Source organism: Microbacterium schleiferi (genome assembly GCF_015565955.1).
Lineage (GTDB): Bacteria > Actinomycetota > Actinomycetes > Actinomycetales > Microbacteriaceae > Microbacterium > Microbacterium schleiferi_A.
Genome location: NZ_CP064760.1, coordinates 2,295,869 through 2,312,743, shown reverse-complemented (window position 1 = coordinate 2,312,743; position 16,875 = coordinate 2,295,869). Strand labels below are relative to the sequence as shown.

General features: G+C 67.6%; 13 protein-coding genes and 1 pseudogene. 9 read left to right on the top strand and 5 right to left on the bottom strand.

Annotated features, from left to right (window positions below; genetic code table 11):
• Window positions 1-617: 617 nt before the first annotated feature.
• A complete protein-coding gene (locus IT882_RS11185) occupies window positions 618-1,802 on the bottom strand; it encodes a serine/threonine-protein kinase (RefSeq protein ID WP_195691922.1) in 1,185 nt (394 codons plus the stop codon).
• A 60-nt stretch (window positions 1,803-1,862) separates the two neighbouring features.
• Here IT882_RS11185 and IT882_RS11180 point away from each other — a divergent pair, with 60 nt between their 5' ends.
• Window positions 1,863-2,699, top strand: a complete 837-nt coding sequence (locus IT882_RS11180; protein ID WP_195691921.1) for an aldo/keto reductase — start codon at window positions 1,863-1,865, stop codon at window positions 2,697-2,699.
• Between the two features lie 18 nt (window positions 2,700-2,717).
• On the opposite strand, the gene IT882_RS11175 is transcribed toward IT882_RS11180, so the two are convergent.
• Together IT882_RS11175 and IT882_RS11170 are read right to left on the bottom strand one after the other, a co-directional pair.
• Window positions 2,718-4,289 carry a dolichyl-phosphate-mannose--protein mannosyltransferase gene (locus IT882_RS11175; protein ID WP_229382076.1) on the bottom strand — a complete coding sequence of 524 codons (1,572 nt, stop codon included), beginning with the start codon at window positions 4,287-4,289 and terminating at the stop codon, window positions 2,718-2,720.
• 9 nt (window positions 4,290-4,298) lie between these two features.
• Window positions 4,299-4,850, bottom strand: a complete 552-nt coding sequence (locus IT882_RS11170) for a hypothetical protein (RefSeq protein WP_195691919.1) — start codon at window positions 4,848-4,850, stop codon at window positions 4,299-4,301.
• A gap of 208 nt (window positions 4,851-5,058) precedes the next feature.
• Between IT882_RS11170 and IT882_RS11165 the strand changes: the two genes are divergently transcribed.
• From IT882_RS11165 to IT882_RS11130, 8 genes and pseudogenes are all read left to right on the top strand, one after another.
• Window positions 5,059-6,081, top strand: a complete 1,023-nt coding sequence (locus IT882_RS11165) for a LacI family DNA-binding transcriptional regulator (RefSeq protein ID WP_195691918.1) — start codon at window positions 5,059-5,061, stop codon at window positions 6,079-6,081.
• 163 nt (window positions 6,082-6,244) lie between these two features.
• Entirely contained in the window at window positions 6,245-7,012 is a 768-nt protein-coding gene (locus IT882_RS11160) for a class II aldolase/adducin family protein (protein WP_195691917.1), read from the top strand.
• Between the two features lie 58 nt (window positions 7,013-7,070).
• Window positions 7,071-8,201, top strand: coding sequence for a multiple monosaccharide ABC transporter substrate-binding protein (gene chvE, locus IT882_RS11155; protein WP_418887751.1), 1,131 nt, complete (start codon window positions 7,071-7,073; stop codon window positions 8,199-8,201).
• A 72-nt stretch (window positions 8,202-8,273) separates the two neighbouring features.
• On the top strand, window positions 8,274-9,803 hold the full coding sequence (mmsA, locus tag IT882_RS11150; RefSeq protein WP_195691915.1) for a multiple monosaccharide ABC transporter ATP-binding protein: 1,530 nt from the start codon (window positions 8,274-8,276) through the stop codon (window positions 9,801-9,803).
• Between the two features lie 23 nt (window positions 9,804-9,826).
• Window positions 9,827-11,065 (top strand): multiple monosaccharide ABC transporter permease, encoded by a 1,239-nt coding sequence (gene mmsB, locus IT882_RS11145; protein WP_195691914.1) that lies wholly within the window; start codon window positions 9,827-9,829, stop codon window positions 11,063-11,065.
• A 53-nt stretch (window positions 11,066-11,118) separates the two neighbouring features.
• Window positions 11,119-11,946: a 16S rRNA (cytidine(1402)-2'-O)-methyltransferase gene (rsmI, locus tag IT882_RS11140; RefSeq protein WP_195691913.1), complete on the top strand. Its 828-nt coding sequence runs from the start codon at window positions 11,119-11,121 to the stop codon at window positions 11,944-11,946.
• A gap of 58 nt (window positions 11,947-12,004) precedes the next feature.
• Window positions 12,005-13,576: a methionine--tRNA ligase gene (gene metG / locus IT882_RS11135; RefSeq protein WP_195691912.1), complete on the top strand. Its 1,572-nt coding sequence runs from the start codon at window positions 12,005-12,007 to the stop codon at window positions 13,574-13,576.
• A gap of 21 nt (window positions 13,577-13,597) precedes the next feature.
• Window positions 13,598-14,481 (top strand): annotated as a pseudogene (locus IT882_RS11130) (TatD family hydrolase).
• On the opposite strand, the gene IT882_RS11125 reads toward IT882_RS11130, so the two are convergent.
• Together IT882_RS11125 and IT882_RS11120 are read right to left on the bottom strand one after the other, a co-directional pair.
• Window positions 14,463-15,518 carry a LacI family DNA-binding transcriptional regulator gene (locus tag IT882_RS11125; RefSeq protein WP_195691911.1) on the bottom strand — a complete coding sequence of 352 codons (1,056 nt, stop codon included), beginning with the start codon at window positions 15,516-15,518 and terminating at the stop codon, window positions 14,463-14,465. The pseudogene IT882_RS11130 and the gene IT882_RS11125 overlap by 19 nt on opposite strands.
• Before the next feature lie 15 nt (window positions 15,519-15,533).
• Entirely contained in the window at window positions 15,534-16,850 is a 1,317-nt protein-coding gene (locus IT882_RS11120) for a glutamyl-tRNA reductase (protein ID WP_418887750.1), read from the bottom strand.
• Between the last annotated feature and the right edge of the window lie 25 nt (window positions 16,851-16,875).

Sequence of the window (16,875 nt, the reverse complement as noted above, 5' to 3'; positions counted from 1 at the left end):
AACCTCGTCGACGCCGAGGACCCGCCCCGTGGCCAGCTCCGCGCGCAAGATCTGCCCGGTGTCTGCTGAGAACGCGGCGAGGATGCCGGCGGGACCGAGGGTGATCGTGTCCGCGGCGAACTGCTCATCGTCATCACCGGTGTCCAGGCGCGCGGCGCCCGGGCGCGACAGCTGACCGACGAAGATCTCGCCGGCCTCGGTGAGGTAGGCAACCGACGCGCCGCTGGTGACGACCGAGCGGGTTCCCGGGGAGTCGTGGCGAAGGCCTCGACACCACCAGCGTCCAGGTCGGGGGAGTGGCGGGGTCGATGCCGGCGACTCTGGTGGCCGAGGCGGCGAACGCCCACACCGCATCCGGCGTCTGCGCGAGCGTGGTCGGCTGGGCGATCTGTTTGACCGTGTCGAGCTCGAGGAGTTCGGCGTTCACCCGCGCATAGTGCCCGCCGCCCGCGCGCTGCAGGGCCCAGATCGTGCCGTCGTCGAGGGGGGTCTGCTGCGCGTCGTATCCGGGCCAGACGGCGGCAAGACCCACCACCAGGGCAGCCGCGAGGCCCGCCGCACCGCCGAGGACCCAGCGCGGCGTCGCCCTGCGTCGTGTGCCTCTCGAGCGGGCCATGTCAGATCACGCTCACGATCACGGCTGCGGCAACGCCCGTGACGACGATCGCGCCGCCGATGATCGCTGACCACAGCAATGCGGGCCGGCGACGGGTCATGGTCTCGGGGAGATCGTCGCTCGGCGCCCGGCCGGTTGCCTCCCGGTCGCGGGTGCGCTTGCGGCGGGGAGATTCGTGAGGCACCCGCGGGCGCACGAACGCGGGAACCGCATCGGGCTCGCGGTCGGGCAGCGGCACCGCATCGGCGAGCTCGAGCGGGGTGACGGGCATACCGCCGTCGTACTGCACGAGCTGCAGGGCGTGGGCGAACTCCGCGGCGGACGAGAAGCGGTCGACGGGGTTCTTCGCGAGCGCGCGACGCAGCACGTCCTCCAGGCCCGGCGGCAGGTCGGAGCGCTCGATCGGGGTGTAGGCGGCGCGACGGATGCGGGACTTCAGGTGATCCCGGGTGTTATCGCTGTGCGACGGGCGCTCGAAGGGGCTTCGCCCGGCCAGGAGCGAATAGACCGTCGCACCCAGGCTCCAGACCTCGGCCGGGACCGAACCACTCGTGCGCTCGTCGATGATTTCCGGGGCGCTCCAGGGGACGCTCATTGCGAAGACCTCGACGCCTTCCCGCGCTGACACGGATGCCGCGATCCCGAAGTCCGACAGCACGGGCATGCCGTATGCCGTCAGCAGGATGTTGGACGGCTTGATGTCGCGGTGAAGCAGCCCCGCCCGGTGGGCGGACTCGAGAGCCGACGCGACTTTCACCCCCGTGCGAAGCACCTCGTCCACGGGAATCGTCTCGCGCCGGTAGCGCGAGGCGAAGGAGGCGGGACAGTACTCCATGACGATATAGGGACGCCCGTCCGGCGAGACGCTGGCCTGGTAGATCGTGAGGATCGACGGATGCGCCGACAGATGCGCCATCGCGTCGGCCTCTGCGGCGAACATCCGCAGCAGCGCCTCGTCCACGATGTCTTCCAGCAGGACCTTGACGGCCACGGCGCGACGCGGCATGTCCTGTTCATAGAGGAAGACGTCGGCGAAGCCTCCGGCCCCCAGCGGCCGCACGTAACTGAAACCGGCCAGCGTGGGCGCAGCCGCGGGAAGCCGGCTAGGCACCGAGCCCCCGCACACCCCTGTGCCCCTCGCGGGCGCGAGGAGCCGATCGATCCACGCGACGCGCCCCCGATTCATGCGATAAGCCTAATTCGAGCCCCTGAGCCGGTGCTGTAGGCATCCACCTAGGCTGGGATCATGACGATTCCTTCGGTAGCACTGCTTGATGACAACCGCATTCCTCAACTGGGTTACGGCGTGTTCAAGGTGCCTGCCGACGACACGCGACGCGCCGTGCTCGAAGCTCTCGAGCTCGGCTATCGACACATCGACACCGCCGCCATCTACGGAAACGAAGAAGGCGTCGGCGCCGCGATCGCCGAGAGCGGCATTGCTCGCGATGACCTGTTCATCACGACCAAACTCTGGAACGACCGCCACGACGGTGACCAGCCGCGTGCCGCGCTCGGCGAGAGCCTCGACAAGCTGGGACTCGACGCCGTTGACCTGTACCTCGTGCACTGGCCGACTCCCGCGCGCGACAACTATGTGCACGCCTGGGAGCGGCTGATCGAGTTGCGCGAGGCGGGCCTGACGCGCAGCATCGGGGTCTCGAACTTCCTGGTGCCCCACCTCGAGCGGATCATCGCCGAGACCGGCGTGAGCCCCGTCGTCGATCAGATCGAGCTTCACCCCGCGTACCAGCAGCGCGAGGTTGTCGACTGGGCACAGGCCCGCGGCATCCGCATCGAGGCGTGGGGTCCCCTCGGACAGGGCAAGTACGACCTGTTCGCGGCGCCCGCTGTCACCGCTGCTGCCGCAGCGCACGGCAAGACCCCCGCGCAGGTCGTGTTGCGCTGGCACCTCGACAAGGGGAACATCGTGTTCCCGAAGTCGGTGCGCGCAGAGCGGCTTGCTGAGAACATCGACGTCGTGGACTTCGCCTTGACGGATGCCGAGATCGCTGCGATCGACGCCCTCGACCCCGGCGATGGTTCGGGCCGCGTCTCGGCGCACCCCGACGAGGTCAACTGAACCCGCAGGCTCGGCGCGTCAGATCCAGGTCGGCGACCAGTTGTGCAGTCGCCAGAACTCGTAGGGCACGCTCGTTGCCGTGATGATCGGGTACCAGAACGCCGCGAGCAGCACCGCGACGACGAGGAAGACGATGACCACTCGCTGGCCCGTCACCCGCCGTGCGGGACTGGCCCCGGCCGGATGCGCGAGATCTCGCAGCGCCAGTCCCAGTGCCAGCAGCAGGAACGGCAGCATCACGACCGTATAGAACTGGAACACCGTGCGCTCGGGGTAGAGGAGCCACGGCACCCACGTGACGGCGATCCCGGTCAGCACGAATCCCGAGGCGAGGTCGCGGCGTCGGACGAACCGGATGACGAGGTAGACGCTCGCTGCCACGGCCGCGTACCAGACGAGCGGGTTCGGCATGGAGTAGATGTTCTGGACGCAGCCCGAGGCCGCGGTGCAGCCAGCCTCCCCGAGCGCGTCGCTGTGGTAGAACATCGAGGTCGGACGCGCCAGCAGCGGCCACTGCCACGCGGGACTGGCATAGCTGTGGCTTGCTGACAGGCCCACGTGGAAGTTGTACATCGACTGGTGGTACGCCCACAGATTCTGCAGCGACAGCGGCACCCAGGACCACAGTCCGGTCGCCGGTGATCCGTCGACCGTGTGCCTGTCGTAGCCGCCGTCGGTGACCAGCCACCCCGTCCACGACGCCAGATACACCAGCAGTGCCGGCGGCACGAGCAGCAGGAACGTCACCGGTCCCTGACGCACCGCGGCATCGGCGGGCCAATACTCCACACCGCGCTGTCGCCGCTCCAGCGCATCGACGATGACGAGATAGATCCCGATCCCGGCAAGCACGTACAGGCCCGACCACTTCACGGCGGTTGCCGCGCCTGCCGCGAGGCCCGCCGCCACGACCCACGGTCGCGCCCAGAAGACCGGCCCCCAGTGGGATTCCGGCCCCCAGCGCCCAACGGCCAACCGACGTGGCCATTCCCGTTCTCGAAGCCATCGCCGATCCAGCAGGACGAACCAGAACGCCATGAGCGTGAAGAACATCACGAAGGTGTCAAGCAGTGCGACACGACTCATGGCGATCGCGAGGCCGTCGATCGCCATGAGTCCCGATACCGCCGTCGCGACACCGATCGAGCGGGTGAGCGTGAGAGCGACGAGATAGAGCAGCAGCACGGCGAGGGTGCCGAACAGCGCGGTGGCGAAGCGCCATCCGACCGAAGAATCGGCGCCGAACAGCGCCATCCCGACGCCGATGAGGAACTTCCCCAGCGGCGGATGCACGACGTAGCTGCCCTGGTCGAGGAAGATGTCGGTCTCACCGGCGGCGAAGCGCGCGTCGGCCTCGTCGGGCCACTTCGCCGCGAAACCCAGGTTCCACTGCGTCCAGGCATCCTTCACGTAGTAGGTCTCGTCGAAGACGAGTTCGTGCGGATGGCCGAGGTTCCACAAGCGCAGGATGCCGGCGCCGGCTGTCACGATCGCGGGCACCGCCACCTGCAGTCGGGGCGAGAGGGCGACCCGGGCGCTGATGCGGTCATAGACCGTCGGACGCCCGGGGCTCTCGACGGTGGTGGTCACGGACACAGCCTATTCGGGCGTGGCTGCGGGCTCGGCCGGGCTGGAGGGCTGATGCGGCGGCCGCGGGGGATCATCCGTCACACCGAGCAGGAACCCGACGATCTGCAGTGACGTGCCCTCGAGAACCGGACCGTTGCCGAACGCCCAGTCGGCATCTGTTGCTCGGATCGTGTGCCCGGCAACCACCGCTCGACGCTCGAAGGGGCCGGCGCCTTGGGCATACAGCGCGACGGCGCCGGCGGTCATCGGGTCGACATCCAGTTCCGCGCCGAGCGTGTCCGCCGTCTGCAGGGCTGCCGCGAGCGCTCGTGACAGAACGCGGATGCTGCGTCGCTGTTCGAGCAGGGCTGCACGGAAGCCCTCGACGGTTCCCCCGGATCGGCGCCACAGCCCCGCGAGCCCGGCATCTGTGGCGAACGCGACCCACACCGACTCCGCCCGGGAGAGCGCCGCCAGGCTCCCGACGAGGGTGTCGAGTTCGCGTCGCCGGTCGCTCGAGACCTCGCCCTCGTCCTGGCGGGCCCGGCCACTGAGCGGAAGAAATCGCAGGAAGTCTGCCACCGAGACAGCGTATCGGCCGCGTTCGCCGGCCGTCGGGAGCGCCTTCATGCACCCGCGGCAATGTGACAAATGTGACAGAGACCGCGAGGAGAAGGCAGCGTGGTCACGATGCAATGTGACAGTCACATGCAGCATGCCGCTATCATGATCGAGCGGGCGCGGAAAACCCGCACACACTGATGTGACCGTGCTCACGGGGAGGCATTCGATGAGCGAGGGCACCGGCGGACGTCCGCCGAGCATCCGAGACGTCGCCCGGTTGGCTGGTGTCTCCCACCAGACGGTCTCTCGCGTCCTCAACGATCATCCGAGCATCCGGCCCGAGACGCGGGCCCGTGTGCTGCAGGTCATGAGCGACCTGCGGTACACCCCGAACCGCGCGGCACGAATGCTGGTCACGAGCCGGTCGCAGACGATCGGCATCCTCGCAGCCTCATCCACCCAGTACGGGCCGGCCTCGAGTATCGCGGCGATCGAGGCCGCAGCACGCGAGCGCGGATACTGGGTATCCACCGCCAACATCGACGCCGCCGATCCCGACTCCATCACGGACGGCATCGCGCACCTGAGTGCCCAGTCGATCGAGGGGCTCGTGGTGATCGCCCCGCAGATGCGCGTGTTCCGGGCCCTCGCCTCGCAGCGGATCGACGTTCCCTACGTGACCTTGCAGTCGGCAGTCCTCGGTCCTGAGCACACGCTCTCGGTCGACCAGATCGCGGGTGCGCGGATGGCGACGCGCCACCTCATCGAGCTCGGACACCGCCAGATCTATCACATCGCCGGGCCGCAGGACTGGATCGAAGCCGAGGCCCGTATGCGCGGCTTCCTGGACGAGATGGATGCTCACGACCTGCCGATGACCGCACCGATCCTGGGCGACTGGACGGCCGAATTCGGGTACCACGCGGGACGCGAGCTGCTGCGGGTGCGTGACTTCACGGCGGTCTTCGCCTCGAACGACCAAATGGCCCTGGGGCTGCTCCACGCGGTCCGCGACGAGGGGCTCTCGGTGCCGCGCGATATCAGCATCGTGGGCTTCGACGACATTCCCGAGGCCGCACACTTCTGGCCGCCGCTGACCACCGTGAGGCAGGATTTCGCCGAGCTCGGACGCCGATGCGTAGCGCTGCTCCTGGATGACGCGGGCGGGAAATCCGCGGGTGAGTCGATCGGCACGATCGCGCCGACGTTCATTCCTCGCGCATCCTCGGGGGCTCTCGGGCGGGTCTGACTGTCGCGAACCCGCGCAGAATCGCCCCGCCGGGTGCCGTTACCAATCCGAGACTTTTCGCCGCTTGACACGCGGGACAGCGACCGGTCTATAGTTTCGCAATGTGACCGGTCACATGGACTGTCACACCGATCGAGATTGATCGGAACGAAGGAGTTCAGCCATGCCGCCCAAGGATGTTGCGGGCACGACCGAGGGGTACGCCGCCGGTGTGAAAGCCGAAGTGGCGATCGCACGGACCCGTGCCGATGTCGCCCACCGGCAGGCTGAGCTCGAGCAGCACGGGCTGGTCGCCTGCCCGCGCGGCAATGTCTCCGCACGCATCGTCGCGGCTGACCTGTTCGTGATCGCACCGGCCGGCGTCTTCCTCGAGAAGATCTCGCCCGAGCGCATGGTCCTGTGCGATCTCGAGGGAATCGCCCTGCCCGACGTCCTCGGCAGCGAGCGGCTCCCCTCGGCGGATGCCGCCGTCCACTCACGCATCTATCGCGACGTTCCCTCCGCGCAGGCGATCGTCCACACCGACTCGCCGTACGCGATGGCGTGGGCGGCGCGCGCCGCGACGCTGCCGTGCCTCACGGTTGCTGCGGCCGAAGAGTTCGGGGGCCCCGTTGCGGTGACGGTCACGGACCTGGCCGAGCCGCGGGCCCTTGCCGATGCCGTTGTCAGCGCCCTCGCGTCCGCACCGTCCGTTGCCCTCGTCCGCGGCGTGGGAGTCTTCGCGGTCGGCGCGGACCTGCGCGAGGCGATCCGGATCGCCTCCTGCCTCGAAGTCGCGGCGCGCCACGCGTTCCTCGTCTCCCAGTCGGGCCCGCTCGATGCCCTCGCGCTGGACGACAACGTCGCCGCGGTGCTCCACGAGCGCGCTCGCCGTCATGCCACCTCGACCCCGGACGCGACAGCGCCCGGGTCAGGTCTCACCCACAACTGAACACGCACAACTGAAAACACACACCAAGACAACGATGTCCTTCAGAAAGGAAATCACTGTGAAGAGCACGAAGATTCTGCTCGCTGGCGCGGCCACCCTCGCCGCCGGCGCCCTGCTGCTTTCCGGATGCTCCGGCTCCGGTGGCGGCGGTTCAACCGATGGCGGCGGAGACGGCGGCCTTGTCGGCGTCGCGATGCCCACCAAGAGCTCCGAGCGCTGGATCCAGGACGGCGACGCGGTCAAGTCCGAGCTCGAGGGGCAGGGATTCACCGTCGACCTGCAGTACGCCGAGGACGACATCCCCACTCAGGTCTCGCAGATCGAGAACATGATCACCAAGGGCGCCGAGGCGCTGATCATCGCCTCGATCGATGGCACGACGCTCACGAGCGTGCTGCAGGAGGCCGCGGATGCCGGCATCCCGGTCATCGCGTACGACCGCCTCATCCGCGACACCGAGAACGTCGACTACTACGCGTCGTTCGACAACTACCAGGTCGGTGTCCAGCAGGCCACTTCGATCCTCAACGGGCTGGGTCTGACCGAGCTGGACGGCACCCCGATCGAGGGCGCACCCGCCGGTCCGTTCAACATCGAGCTGTTCGCGGGTTCGCCGGATGACAACAACGCGTACTTCTTCTGGAACGGCGCGATCGACACCCTGCAGGACTACTTCGACGACGGCACGCTGGTCGTGAAGTCGGGCCAGACCGAGTTCGAGCAGGCAGCGACCCTCCGGTGGGACGGCGAGACCGCTCAGAGCCGCATGGAAGACATCCTGACGGCGTACTACTCCGATGGCTCGCAGGTCAACGCCGTGCTCTCGCCCTACGACGGGATCTCGCGTGGCATCATCTCGGCGCTCACGGACGCCGGGTACTCGGTCGGTCCCGAGTGGCCGATCATCTCGGGCCAGGATGCCGAGCTCGACTCGGTCAAGGCCATCAACCGCGGTGAGCAGTACTCGACCATCTTCAAGGACACGCGTCTGCTCGCGCAGGTCGCCGTCGACATGGCGGTCGCGCTGCTCAACGGTGAGACCCCCGAGGTCAACAACACCACGGACTACGACAACGGCGTGAAGGTCGTCCCGTCGTACCTGCTGGAGTCGGCGATCGTCGTCAAGGACAACATCACCGAGGTCCTCGTGGACAGCGGGTACTGGACCGAAGACGAGATCAACGGCTAAGAAGATCGAAGATCGTGTCGGGCGGCGCCTCGCGCCGCCCGACACGAGGCCGAATGCGGACAAGGAGTCACGATGGCGGACAACATCCTCGAGATGCGCAACATCACCAAGACCTTCCCCGGGGTCAAGGCCCTGTCGGGCGTCACGCTCGAGGTCGAGCGTGGGGAGATCCACGCGATCTGCGGTGAGAACGGTGCAGGTAAGTCGACGCTCATGAAGGTGCTGTCGGGCGTCTATCCGCACGGCTCGTATGACGGCACCATCGTCTTCGACGGCGAAGAGGTCGCGTTCCGCAGCCTCAGCGACAGCGAGGCCAAGGGCATCGTCATCATCCACCAGGAACTGGCGCTGAGCCCCCACCTCTCTATCGCCGAGAACATCTTCCTCAACAACGAACAGCGCGGCACGCTCGGCCTCATCGACTGGAACCGCACGAATCACGCGGCTGCGCAACTGCTCGAACGGGTCGGGCTGCGAGACAACCCCATGACGCCGATCAAGCGGATCGGCGTGGGAAAGCAGCAACTCGTCGAGATCGCCAAGGCGCTCTCCAAAGAGGTGAAGCTGCTGATCCTCGATGAGCCGACGGCGGCCCTCAACGACGAGGACTCCGATCATCTGCTCGAGCTGATTCTCCAGCTCAAAGAGCAGGGCATCACGTCGATCATCATCAGCCACAAGCTCAACGAGATCAAGAAGATCTCGGACACCGTCACCGTCATCCGCGACGGCAAGACGATCGAGACAATTTCGCGCGACGACGTCACCGAAGACCGGATCATCAAAGACATGGTCGGCCGAGACCTCGAGCACCGGTACCCCGATCACGACCCACAGATCGGTGAGGAACTGCTGCGCGTCGAGCACTGGACCGCCCATCACCCGCAGGACCCGTCGCGCGTCGTCGTCGACGATGTGTCGCTGACGGTGCGTGCCGGCGAGATCGTCGGGATCGCGGGGCTCATGGGTGCGGGACGCACCGAGTTCGCGATGAGCCTGTTCGGCCACAGCTACGGCAGCAGAATCACCGGCAAGGTCTTCATGCGCGGTCGCGAGATCAAGACCCGCACGGTCGCCGAAGCCATCCAGAACGGACTGGCCTACGCCACCGAAGACCGCAAGACGTACGGCCTGAACCTCATCGAGGACATCAAGCGCAACATCTCGATGGCGTCGTTGACCAAGCTCGAACGTCTCGGCCTGGTCAACGACAACAAGGAGTATCAGGTCGCCAATGAGTACCGGCGAGACCTCAACATCAAGGCTCCGAACGTTCTCGTCAAAACGGGCAAGCTCTCGGGCGGCAACCAGCAGAAGGTCGTGCTGTCGAAGTGGATCTACTCCGATCCCGACGTGCTGATCCTCGATGAGCCCACCCGCGGCATCGACGTCGGCGCCAAGTACGAGATCTACACGATCATCAACAAGCTCGCCGCCGCGGGGAAGGGCATCATCGTCATCTCTTCTGAGCTGCCCGAACTGTTGGGGATCTCCGACCGCGTGTACGCGATCTCGGAGGGACGCATCACCGGAGAGCTGCCCGTCGAAGACGCGACGCCCGAGTCGGTCCTCAAGCTCATGACCATGGAAAAGGCCCGCTGACGGGCCGCGCAGGAGAACACACCATGTCCAACGACACCCAGACCACGGAATCCACGGCAGCGGGCGCGCTCGTCAACCCGCCCGACAACAGATTCACCCGCTGGTTCAGCAACATCCTGGCCGACCTCGGTAAGAACGGCATCTTCATCGCCCTCATCGCGGTGGTCGTGTTCTTCACGATCACGACGGACGGCATCCTGCTGCGGCCCCAGAACATCTCGAACCTGATCGTTCAGAACGGCTACATCCTCGTCCTCGCGATCGGCATGGTGATGGTCATCATCGCCGGCCACATCGACCTCTCGGTCGGATCGGTCGCCGCCTTCGTCGGCGCCGTCTCGGGCGTCCTCGCGGTCCAATGGGGCCTGCCCTGGTGGCTTGCCATCCTGCTGTCGCTGCTGATCGGCGCGCTCGTCGGCGCGTGGCAAGGGTTCTGGGTGGCGTTCGTCGGGATCCCCGCGTTCATCGTCACGCTCGCCGGCATGCTCATCTTCCGCGGACTCGCCCTCGTGGTCCTCGGAAACGCGAACATCGGATCGTTCCCCGAGGAGTACCGCGCACTCGGCAACGGCTTTGTCACCGGCGTCTTCGGGGAGGGCACTCCCGATCTGTTCACGCTGCTGGTCGGTGCTGCCGCGATCGTGCTGCTCGTGCTCAATCAGGTGCGGTCGCGCACCGCGCGCGTCAAGTACGGCCAGGAGGTCGATCCGATCGTCTGGTTCGTCGTCAAGCTCCTCCTGGTCTCGGCCGCGATCGTCTTCTTCATGTTCTCGCTGGCCTCCTACAAGGGCATCCCGGTGACCCTCATCATCCTGGCCGTGCTCGTCCTCTTCTACGGCACGATCATGAACCGGTCGGTCTTCGGGCGCCACGTCTACGCGATCGGTGGCAATCGTCACGCCGCGGAGCTGTCGGGCATCAAGACGCGGCGCGTGGACTTCCTGCTCTTCGTCAACATGGGCTTCCTCGCAGCGCTTGCCGGACTGATCTTCACGGCGCGCCTGAACCTCGCAGGCCCGAAGGCCGGTGACGGATTCGAACTCGAAGCGATCTCCGCGGCCTTCATCGGTGGCGCGGCAGTCCAGGGTGGTGTGGGCACGATCGGCGGCGCCATCATCGGTGGCCTCATCATCGGCGTGCTTAACAACGGTATGTCGATCATGGGTATCGGCATCGAGTGGCAGCAGGCCGTGAAGGGTCTCGTGCTGCTGTTGGCCGTCGCCTTCGACGTCTACAACAAGCGGCGCTCCGGCAACAGCTGAGTTCCTCGGATGGGCACGGCCCCAGCCTCAGGCGTCCGGCCTAGGCTGGGGCCGTGATCATCCTTGCCGCCACGCCGATCGGGAACCTCGGCGACGCAACTCGGCGTCTTGTCGAGGCGCTGGAGAGCGCTCAGGTGATCGCCTCAGAAGACACCCGCACGACCCAGCGGTTGCTCGTAGCGCTCGGCATCCAGAACCGGCCCCGCCTGATCGCACTCCACGACCACAACGAGAAGGCGCGCGCCGCCGAGCTTGTCGAGCTGGCGCGCGAGACCGATGTGCTCCTCCTCTCGGATGCGGGGATGCCGACCATCAGTGATCCCGGATTCGGGGTCGTCGCCACCGCGGCTGCGGCGGGAGTCGGGGTGACCGTGCTTCCGGGGCCGAGCGCCGTTGTGTCGGCCCTGGCGGTGTCGGGTCTTCCCACGGATCGCTTCACGTTCGAGGGCTTTCTGCCACGCAAGGGCGCCGAGCAGCGCCGGGCACTCGCGGCGCTGGCGGCCGAGCCGCGCACCATGGTCTTTTTCGAAGCCCCGAGCCGCCTGGCAGCGACCCTCGCGCACATGGCCGGGGCCTTCGGGGCCGACCGCGCAGCCGCCGTATGCCGCGAGCTCACGAAGCTCCACGAAGAGGTGCGACGCGGCACCCTCGCCGAGCTCGCGGCCTGGGCGGAGGAGGGCGTGCGCGGCGAGATCGTCGTCGTCGTCTCGGGATCCAGCGGCCCGCGGCTCTCGTTCGAGGACGCTGTGGCGTACGTCGCGGATCTTCTTGCGCAGGGCAAGAGGCTCAAGGATGCCAGCGCCGAGGTGGCCGCGGCATCCGGTCATTCCGCCCGTGAACTCTATAACGCGGTCCTCGCCCGGCCCGGTGAGGCGGGTTGATCCGGCGCTCGTTGTCACACGCGGGGTGCGGGGCATCCGCCCGAACTAGACTTCTCGGGTGAGTTCCGGCAGTTCCTTCTACATCACGACGCCGATCTATTACCCGAGCGATGTCCCGCACATCGGCCACGGGTATACGACGGTCGCCGTGGACACGCTTGCCCGCTGGCACCGTCAGTCCGGTGACGACACCTGGATGCTGACGGGAACCGACGAGCACGGCCAGAAGATGCTGCGGGCTGCTGCGGCCAACGGTGCGACCCCGCAGGAGTGGGTCGATCGGCTCGTGGGGGAGTCGTGGTTTCCGCTGCTGCGCACCCTGGATGTCGCCAACGACGACTTCATCCGCACCACGCAGGCTCGTCACGAGGAGCGCGTGACGCAGTTCGTGCAGGCGATCTACGACAACGGCTACATCTACGCCGGCGAGTTCGAGGCGCTCTATTGTGTCGGCTGTGAGGAGTTCAAGACCGAGGCCGAGATCCAGGATGGCACTGGCGCGTTCGAGGGGCTCAAGGTCTGCGCGATCCACTCCAAGCCGCTGGAGCTGCTGCAGGAGAAGAACTACTTCTTCAAGCTCAGCGAGTTCCAGGACCGGCTGCTGGAGCTCTACAAGACGGTGCCCGATTTCGTGCGTCCCGAGTCGGCGCGCAACGAGGTCGCCTCCTTCGTGCGTAGCGGCCTGAAGGACCTCTCGATCTCGCGGTCGACCTTCGACTGGGGCATCAAGGTGCCCTGGGACCCCTCGCACGTCATCTACGTGTGGGTCGACGCGCTGCTGAACTATGCGACGGCCGTCGGCTACGGCTCCGACCCCGAGCAGTTCGCGAGGCGGTGGCCGGCCTACCACGTCGTCGGAAAAGACATCCTGCGCTTCCACGCCGTCATCTGGCCCGCGATGCTCATGGCCGCCGGCGTCGAGGTGCCCCGCGGGGTGTTTGCGCACGGCTGGTTGCTCGTGGGCGGCGAGAAGATGTCGAAGTCCAAGCTCACCGGTATCGCGCCGACCGAGATCACCGATGTCTTCGGTTCGGATGCGTACCGCTTCTATTTCCTCTCGGCTATCGCGTTCGGTCAGGACGGGTCGTTCTCGTGGGAGGACCTGTCGGCCCGCTACCAGGCGGAGCTCGCGAACGGTTTCGGAAACCTCGCATCGCGCACGATCGCGATGATCGAGCGCTACTTCGAGGGCATTGTGCCGCCGCCGGCGCAGTACACGGATGCCGATCTCGCGATCCAGCGTGTCGTCGCCGAGGCTGCGACCAACGCGGATGCCGCCATCGAGCGTTTCCGGATCGATGAGGCGATCACCGCGATCTGGACGATCGTGGACGAGCTCAACGGCTACATCACCGAGAACGAGCCGTGGGCTCTCGCGAAGGACGACGCCAAGCGCACCCGCCTGGAGACCGTGCTGTACACCGCCGCGGAGGGGCTGCGGGCGCTCGCCCAGTTGCTCTCACCGGTGATGCCGGTCGCGACGGAGAAGCTGTGGATCGCGCTCGGCGCCGCCGAGACGCTCGGGCGCCTGCAGGACCAGCCGCTGCGCGAGGCCGGCGTGTGGGGCCTGCTGAAGCCGGGGACCTCGGTCAACGGTCTGGCGCCGCTGTTCCCCCGCGTGGAGCAGTAAGCCTGATGCGGGCGAAACGACATGGCTGAGGACCCGAGCGCCTACGTGCGGGAGCGATCCGCGTCCGGGCGGCGCGATCTCACCTACCCCGACCGGCCCGAACCCCTCGAGGTCCCGGTCTACGACAACCACTGCCACCTTGAGATCGTCGACGGCGAGGACCCGTTGACCCTCGACGAGCAGCTCGCCCGCGCGGCAGCCGTCGGGATCGCCGGTGTCGTGCAGGCATCCGGCGATGTCGAGTCCTCGCGCTGGGCGGTGTGGGCGGCGGAGAACCATCCGCAGGTTCTCGCGGCTGTCGCGATCCACCCGAATGAGACCCCGGTCTACGAGGCATCCGGGGGCCTGGACGAGGCGATCGCGGTCATCGACGAGCTGGCTGCGCATCCGCGCGTGCGAGCGATCGGCGAGACCGGGCTCGATTTCTTCCGCACGGATGCCGACGGCCAGCCTGCCCAGTACCGGTCGTTCGAAGCGCACATCGCCCTGGCCAAGAAACACGGGATCGCGATGCAGATCCATGACCGCGACGCGCACGACGAGGTCCTTCGCGTGCTCGAGCGTGAGGGTGCACCCGAGAAGACCGTGTTCCACTGCTTCTCGGGGATGCCGAGATGGCGCGCATCGCCGCCGACCGCGGCTACTACCTCTCCTTTGCCGGCAACGTCACCTTCAAGAACGCGCAGAACCTGCGGGATGCGCTCGCCGTGACGCCTCGGGAGCGCATCCTGGTCGAAACCGACGCTCCCTTCCTCACGCCGGTTCCGCACCGCGGTCGTCCGAACGCTCCGTACCTGGTGCCCATCACCGTGCGGTTCATGGCCGCGGAGCTGGAGATGCCCGTGGCCGAGCTGGCGGCTCAGATCGCCGCCAACACCGTCGAGGTCTACGGCGCCTTCGCCTGAGCTCGGGTCGCCACCGGGGCGAGGGTCGTGGATCCACCGACCAGACCCCAGGGCAGCACGATCGGCGAGTGCGGGTCCTCCCCACCGTCCAGTGCAGCCAGGAGCGGGGGCAGCAGGAGGGCCGGGGCGGCCTCAGGGTGCACGCAGACATGGGTGACACCCAGTCGCGCGTTCATCGCACAGTCGTGGAGGCAGAGCGCGACGAGCTGGAGGTCTCGGGGGAGCACGATCTTGTGCGCGGACAGCTCCACGAAAAGAGCCGGACCCTCCTGGGCATAGGAGAAGACAGCGTCGGCGCCCTGACGAAGGAGTTCACGGACGCTTCCGGTCAATTCGCGACGGTCAGGCTCGACGTGCACGACCGCGGGATCCTGGTCGTGTTCGGCGCACCACGCCCGGTAGATGTGTTCACCGATCTCGAGGCGTCGGGCGCCCGGACCTTCCGTCAGCAGTCCGATGCGGCCGGCCCCGCCCGCGGCGAGAAGGTCGAGGGCCGCGCGGGTGGCCTCTTCGTACCCCGTGCGAATCCAGATGCCGGTGTTCGCGGGCAGCGGGAGGTCGTTCGTGATGAGCGGGATGCGCGAGGAGGCAGCGAGCTCGACGATCGCGTCGCTCTCGCGTGCGTCCGGCGCGTAGACGGCGTCGACGCGGGCGCTTCGGAGCAGCTCCGGGTGCGAGGAGGGAAGCACCGTGACGGTGAAGCCATGAGTTGCGGCGGCTTCGCAGAGCGCGGAGAGCTGTCGCATCGCGTACTGTGCCTGGGCAGCCTCGCGCTCCGCTGCCGGCGGCGCCCCGGCGACGTAGCCGATCGACATCGTGCGCCCCCGTCGGAGAGCTGCCGCGTACCGGTCAGGCGCGTAGCCGAGCTCGGTGGCGACATCGAGGATGCGCTGACGCGTCTCGGCGCGCAGCGTGCCGCGATCGTTCAGGGCTTGGCTGACCGCCGCGGTGGACACTCCCGCTCGCGCGGCGACGTCTTTGAGGGTGGGGCGCAGGGGTGCCACGGATGCGGAGACGTCGTCGCTGTGCCGAGGCATGTCGTTCCCGGAGGGTCAGGCGCAGTCTGCGGTAGGTGGTCGGGTGTCGGTAGCGGGGGAGGACGGCGCCGCGGCCGCGGCATCCGAGGAGGGGAAGACCGTGTCGATCGCGCGGCTCCACCGGTCTCCTTCGCCGGATGCTGCCAGCGTATGACCGCGTGCCACGAGGTGATGCATGATCACGCCGGCAAAATGGCGCAGGGCTCGCTCGGACTCGGGTGCCGGCGCACCGTTCCGGGTCGGAAGGCGCGTGATCTCGGCATCCAGAAGCTGCTGCACCCAGCCACGCGCCGCGAGCACCGCGGGGGCGACATCGTGCACGCGCCGCACGCTCGCGTGGCGGGTAGCGGCAGCGCTCACGAGCGCCCGCGCATCGGCGAGGGAGGCGATCTCGTCGATCGGGGCATGGATGCGGATGGTGTCGAGGTCGAGGAGCTCAACACCGGTGAGATTCTGCACATCGGGGGCGACGTTGCGCGGCATCCCGAGGTCGATGATCAGGACGTGTTCGTTGGCTGCGGCGCTGCGTTCCCGCGCGGCCGAGAGGCGGGCGGCATCGAGGGCTTCCCGCGTCGTGCACGTGACGATGACGTCGGCTTGTGCGAGGTCACCGTCCGCAGCTGTGGGATCCACCGCGACCAGCCCGTGGCGTGCGGCGAACGTCGCGCCGCGGCCTGAACCCGAGAGAACGCGGACGTCGCCCGCGCCGCGCACGCGGAGGGCAGCGAGGGCGGCGGCGGCGTAGCGCCCCGTTCCCACGAGGAGGACGCGGGCTGCGGCCCAGTCGGTGATGCGCGAGGAGGCGAGTTCGAGCGCGAGGCGCACGAGCGATCTGCCGGATTCGCCGAGCTGCGTCGAGTTCTTCACGGCGCGCGAGGTCTCGCTTGCGCGGTCGAAGAGGTGCTCCAGCGAGCGGGTGGTCATGCCGGACGACCGGGCATCGTCGTAGGCGCGGCGTACCTGCCCGGCGATCTCGTCTTCGCCGACGACAACCGACTCGAGCCCCGAGGCCACCGCGAACAGATGGTGGGCGACGCGGTTGCCCACCGTGACGTCGATGGAATCGTGCAGCTCGCGGAAGCCGATCCCCGAGGTGCGGGCGATCTCGGAGAGTGCGGCATCGACCGCGGACTCGGGCGAGACATCGTCCTGAACGTCGACGTCGAGGTAGGCCTCGAAGCGATTGCAGGTGGCCAGCACGACGGCGCCACCGATCGATTCGTGCGCCAGCGGCACGCCCTCGCGGAGGTCTTCGCCGACGGACGAGAGTCGCTCGAGGGCGTCGAAGGGTGTCGCCCGATGATTCGCCGAAAGGCAGACCAGCACCGGCATTCCCCTTTCGTTCGCGCGTCTCGGT

Coding starts and splice junctions, on each gene's coding strand:
- mmsA (WP_195691915.1), top strand. CDS start 8,274: ATGGCGGACAACATCCTCGAGATGCGCAACATCACCAAGACCTTCCCC.
- mmsB (WP_195691914.1), top strand. CDS start 9,827: ATGTCCAACGACACCCAGACCACGGAATCCACGGCAGCGGGCGCGCTC.
- IT882_RS11180 (WP_195691921.1), top strand. CDS start 1,863: ATGACGATTCCTTCGGTAGCACTGCTTGATGACAACCGCATTCCTCAA.
- IT882_RS11165 (WP_195691918.1), top strand. CDS start 5,059: ATGAGCGAGGGCACCGGCGGACGTCCGCCGAGCATCCGAGACGTCGCC.
- IT882_RS11125 (WP_195691911.1), bottom strand. CDS start 15,518: ATGCCTCGGCACAGCGACGACGTCTCCGCATCCGTGGCACCCCTGCGC.
- IT882_RS11160 (WP_195691917.1), top strand. CDS start 6,245: ATGCCGCCCAAGGATGTTGCGGGCACGACCGAGGGGTACGCCGCCGGT.
- IT882_RS11120 (WP_418887750.1), bottom strand. CDS start 16,850: ATGCCGGTGCTGGTCTGCCTTTCGGCGAATCATCGGGCGACACCCTTC.
- IT882_RS11185 (WP_195691922.1), bottom strand. CDS start 1,802: ATGAATCGGGGGCGCGTCGCGTGGATCGATCGGCTCCTCGCGCCCGCG.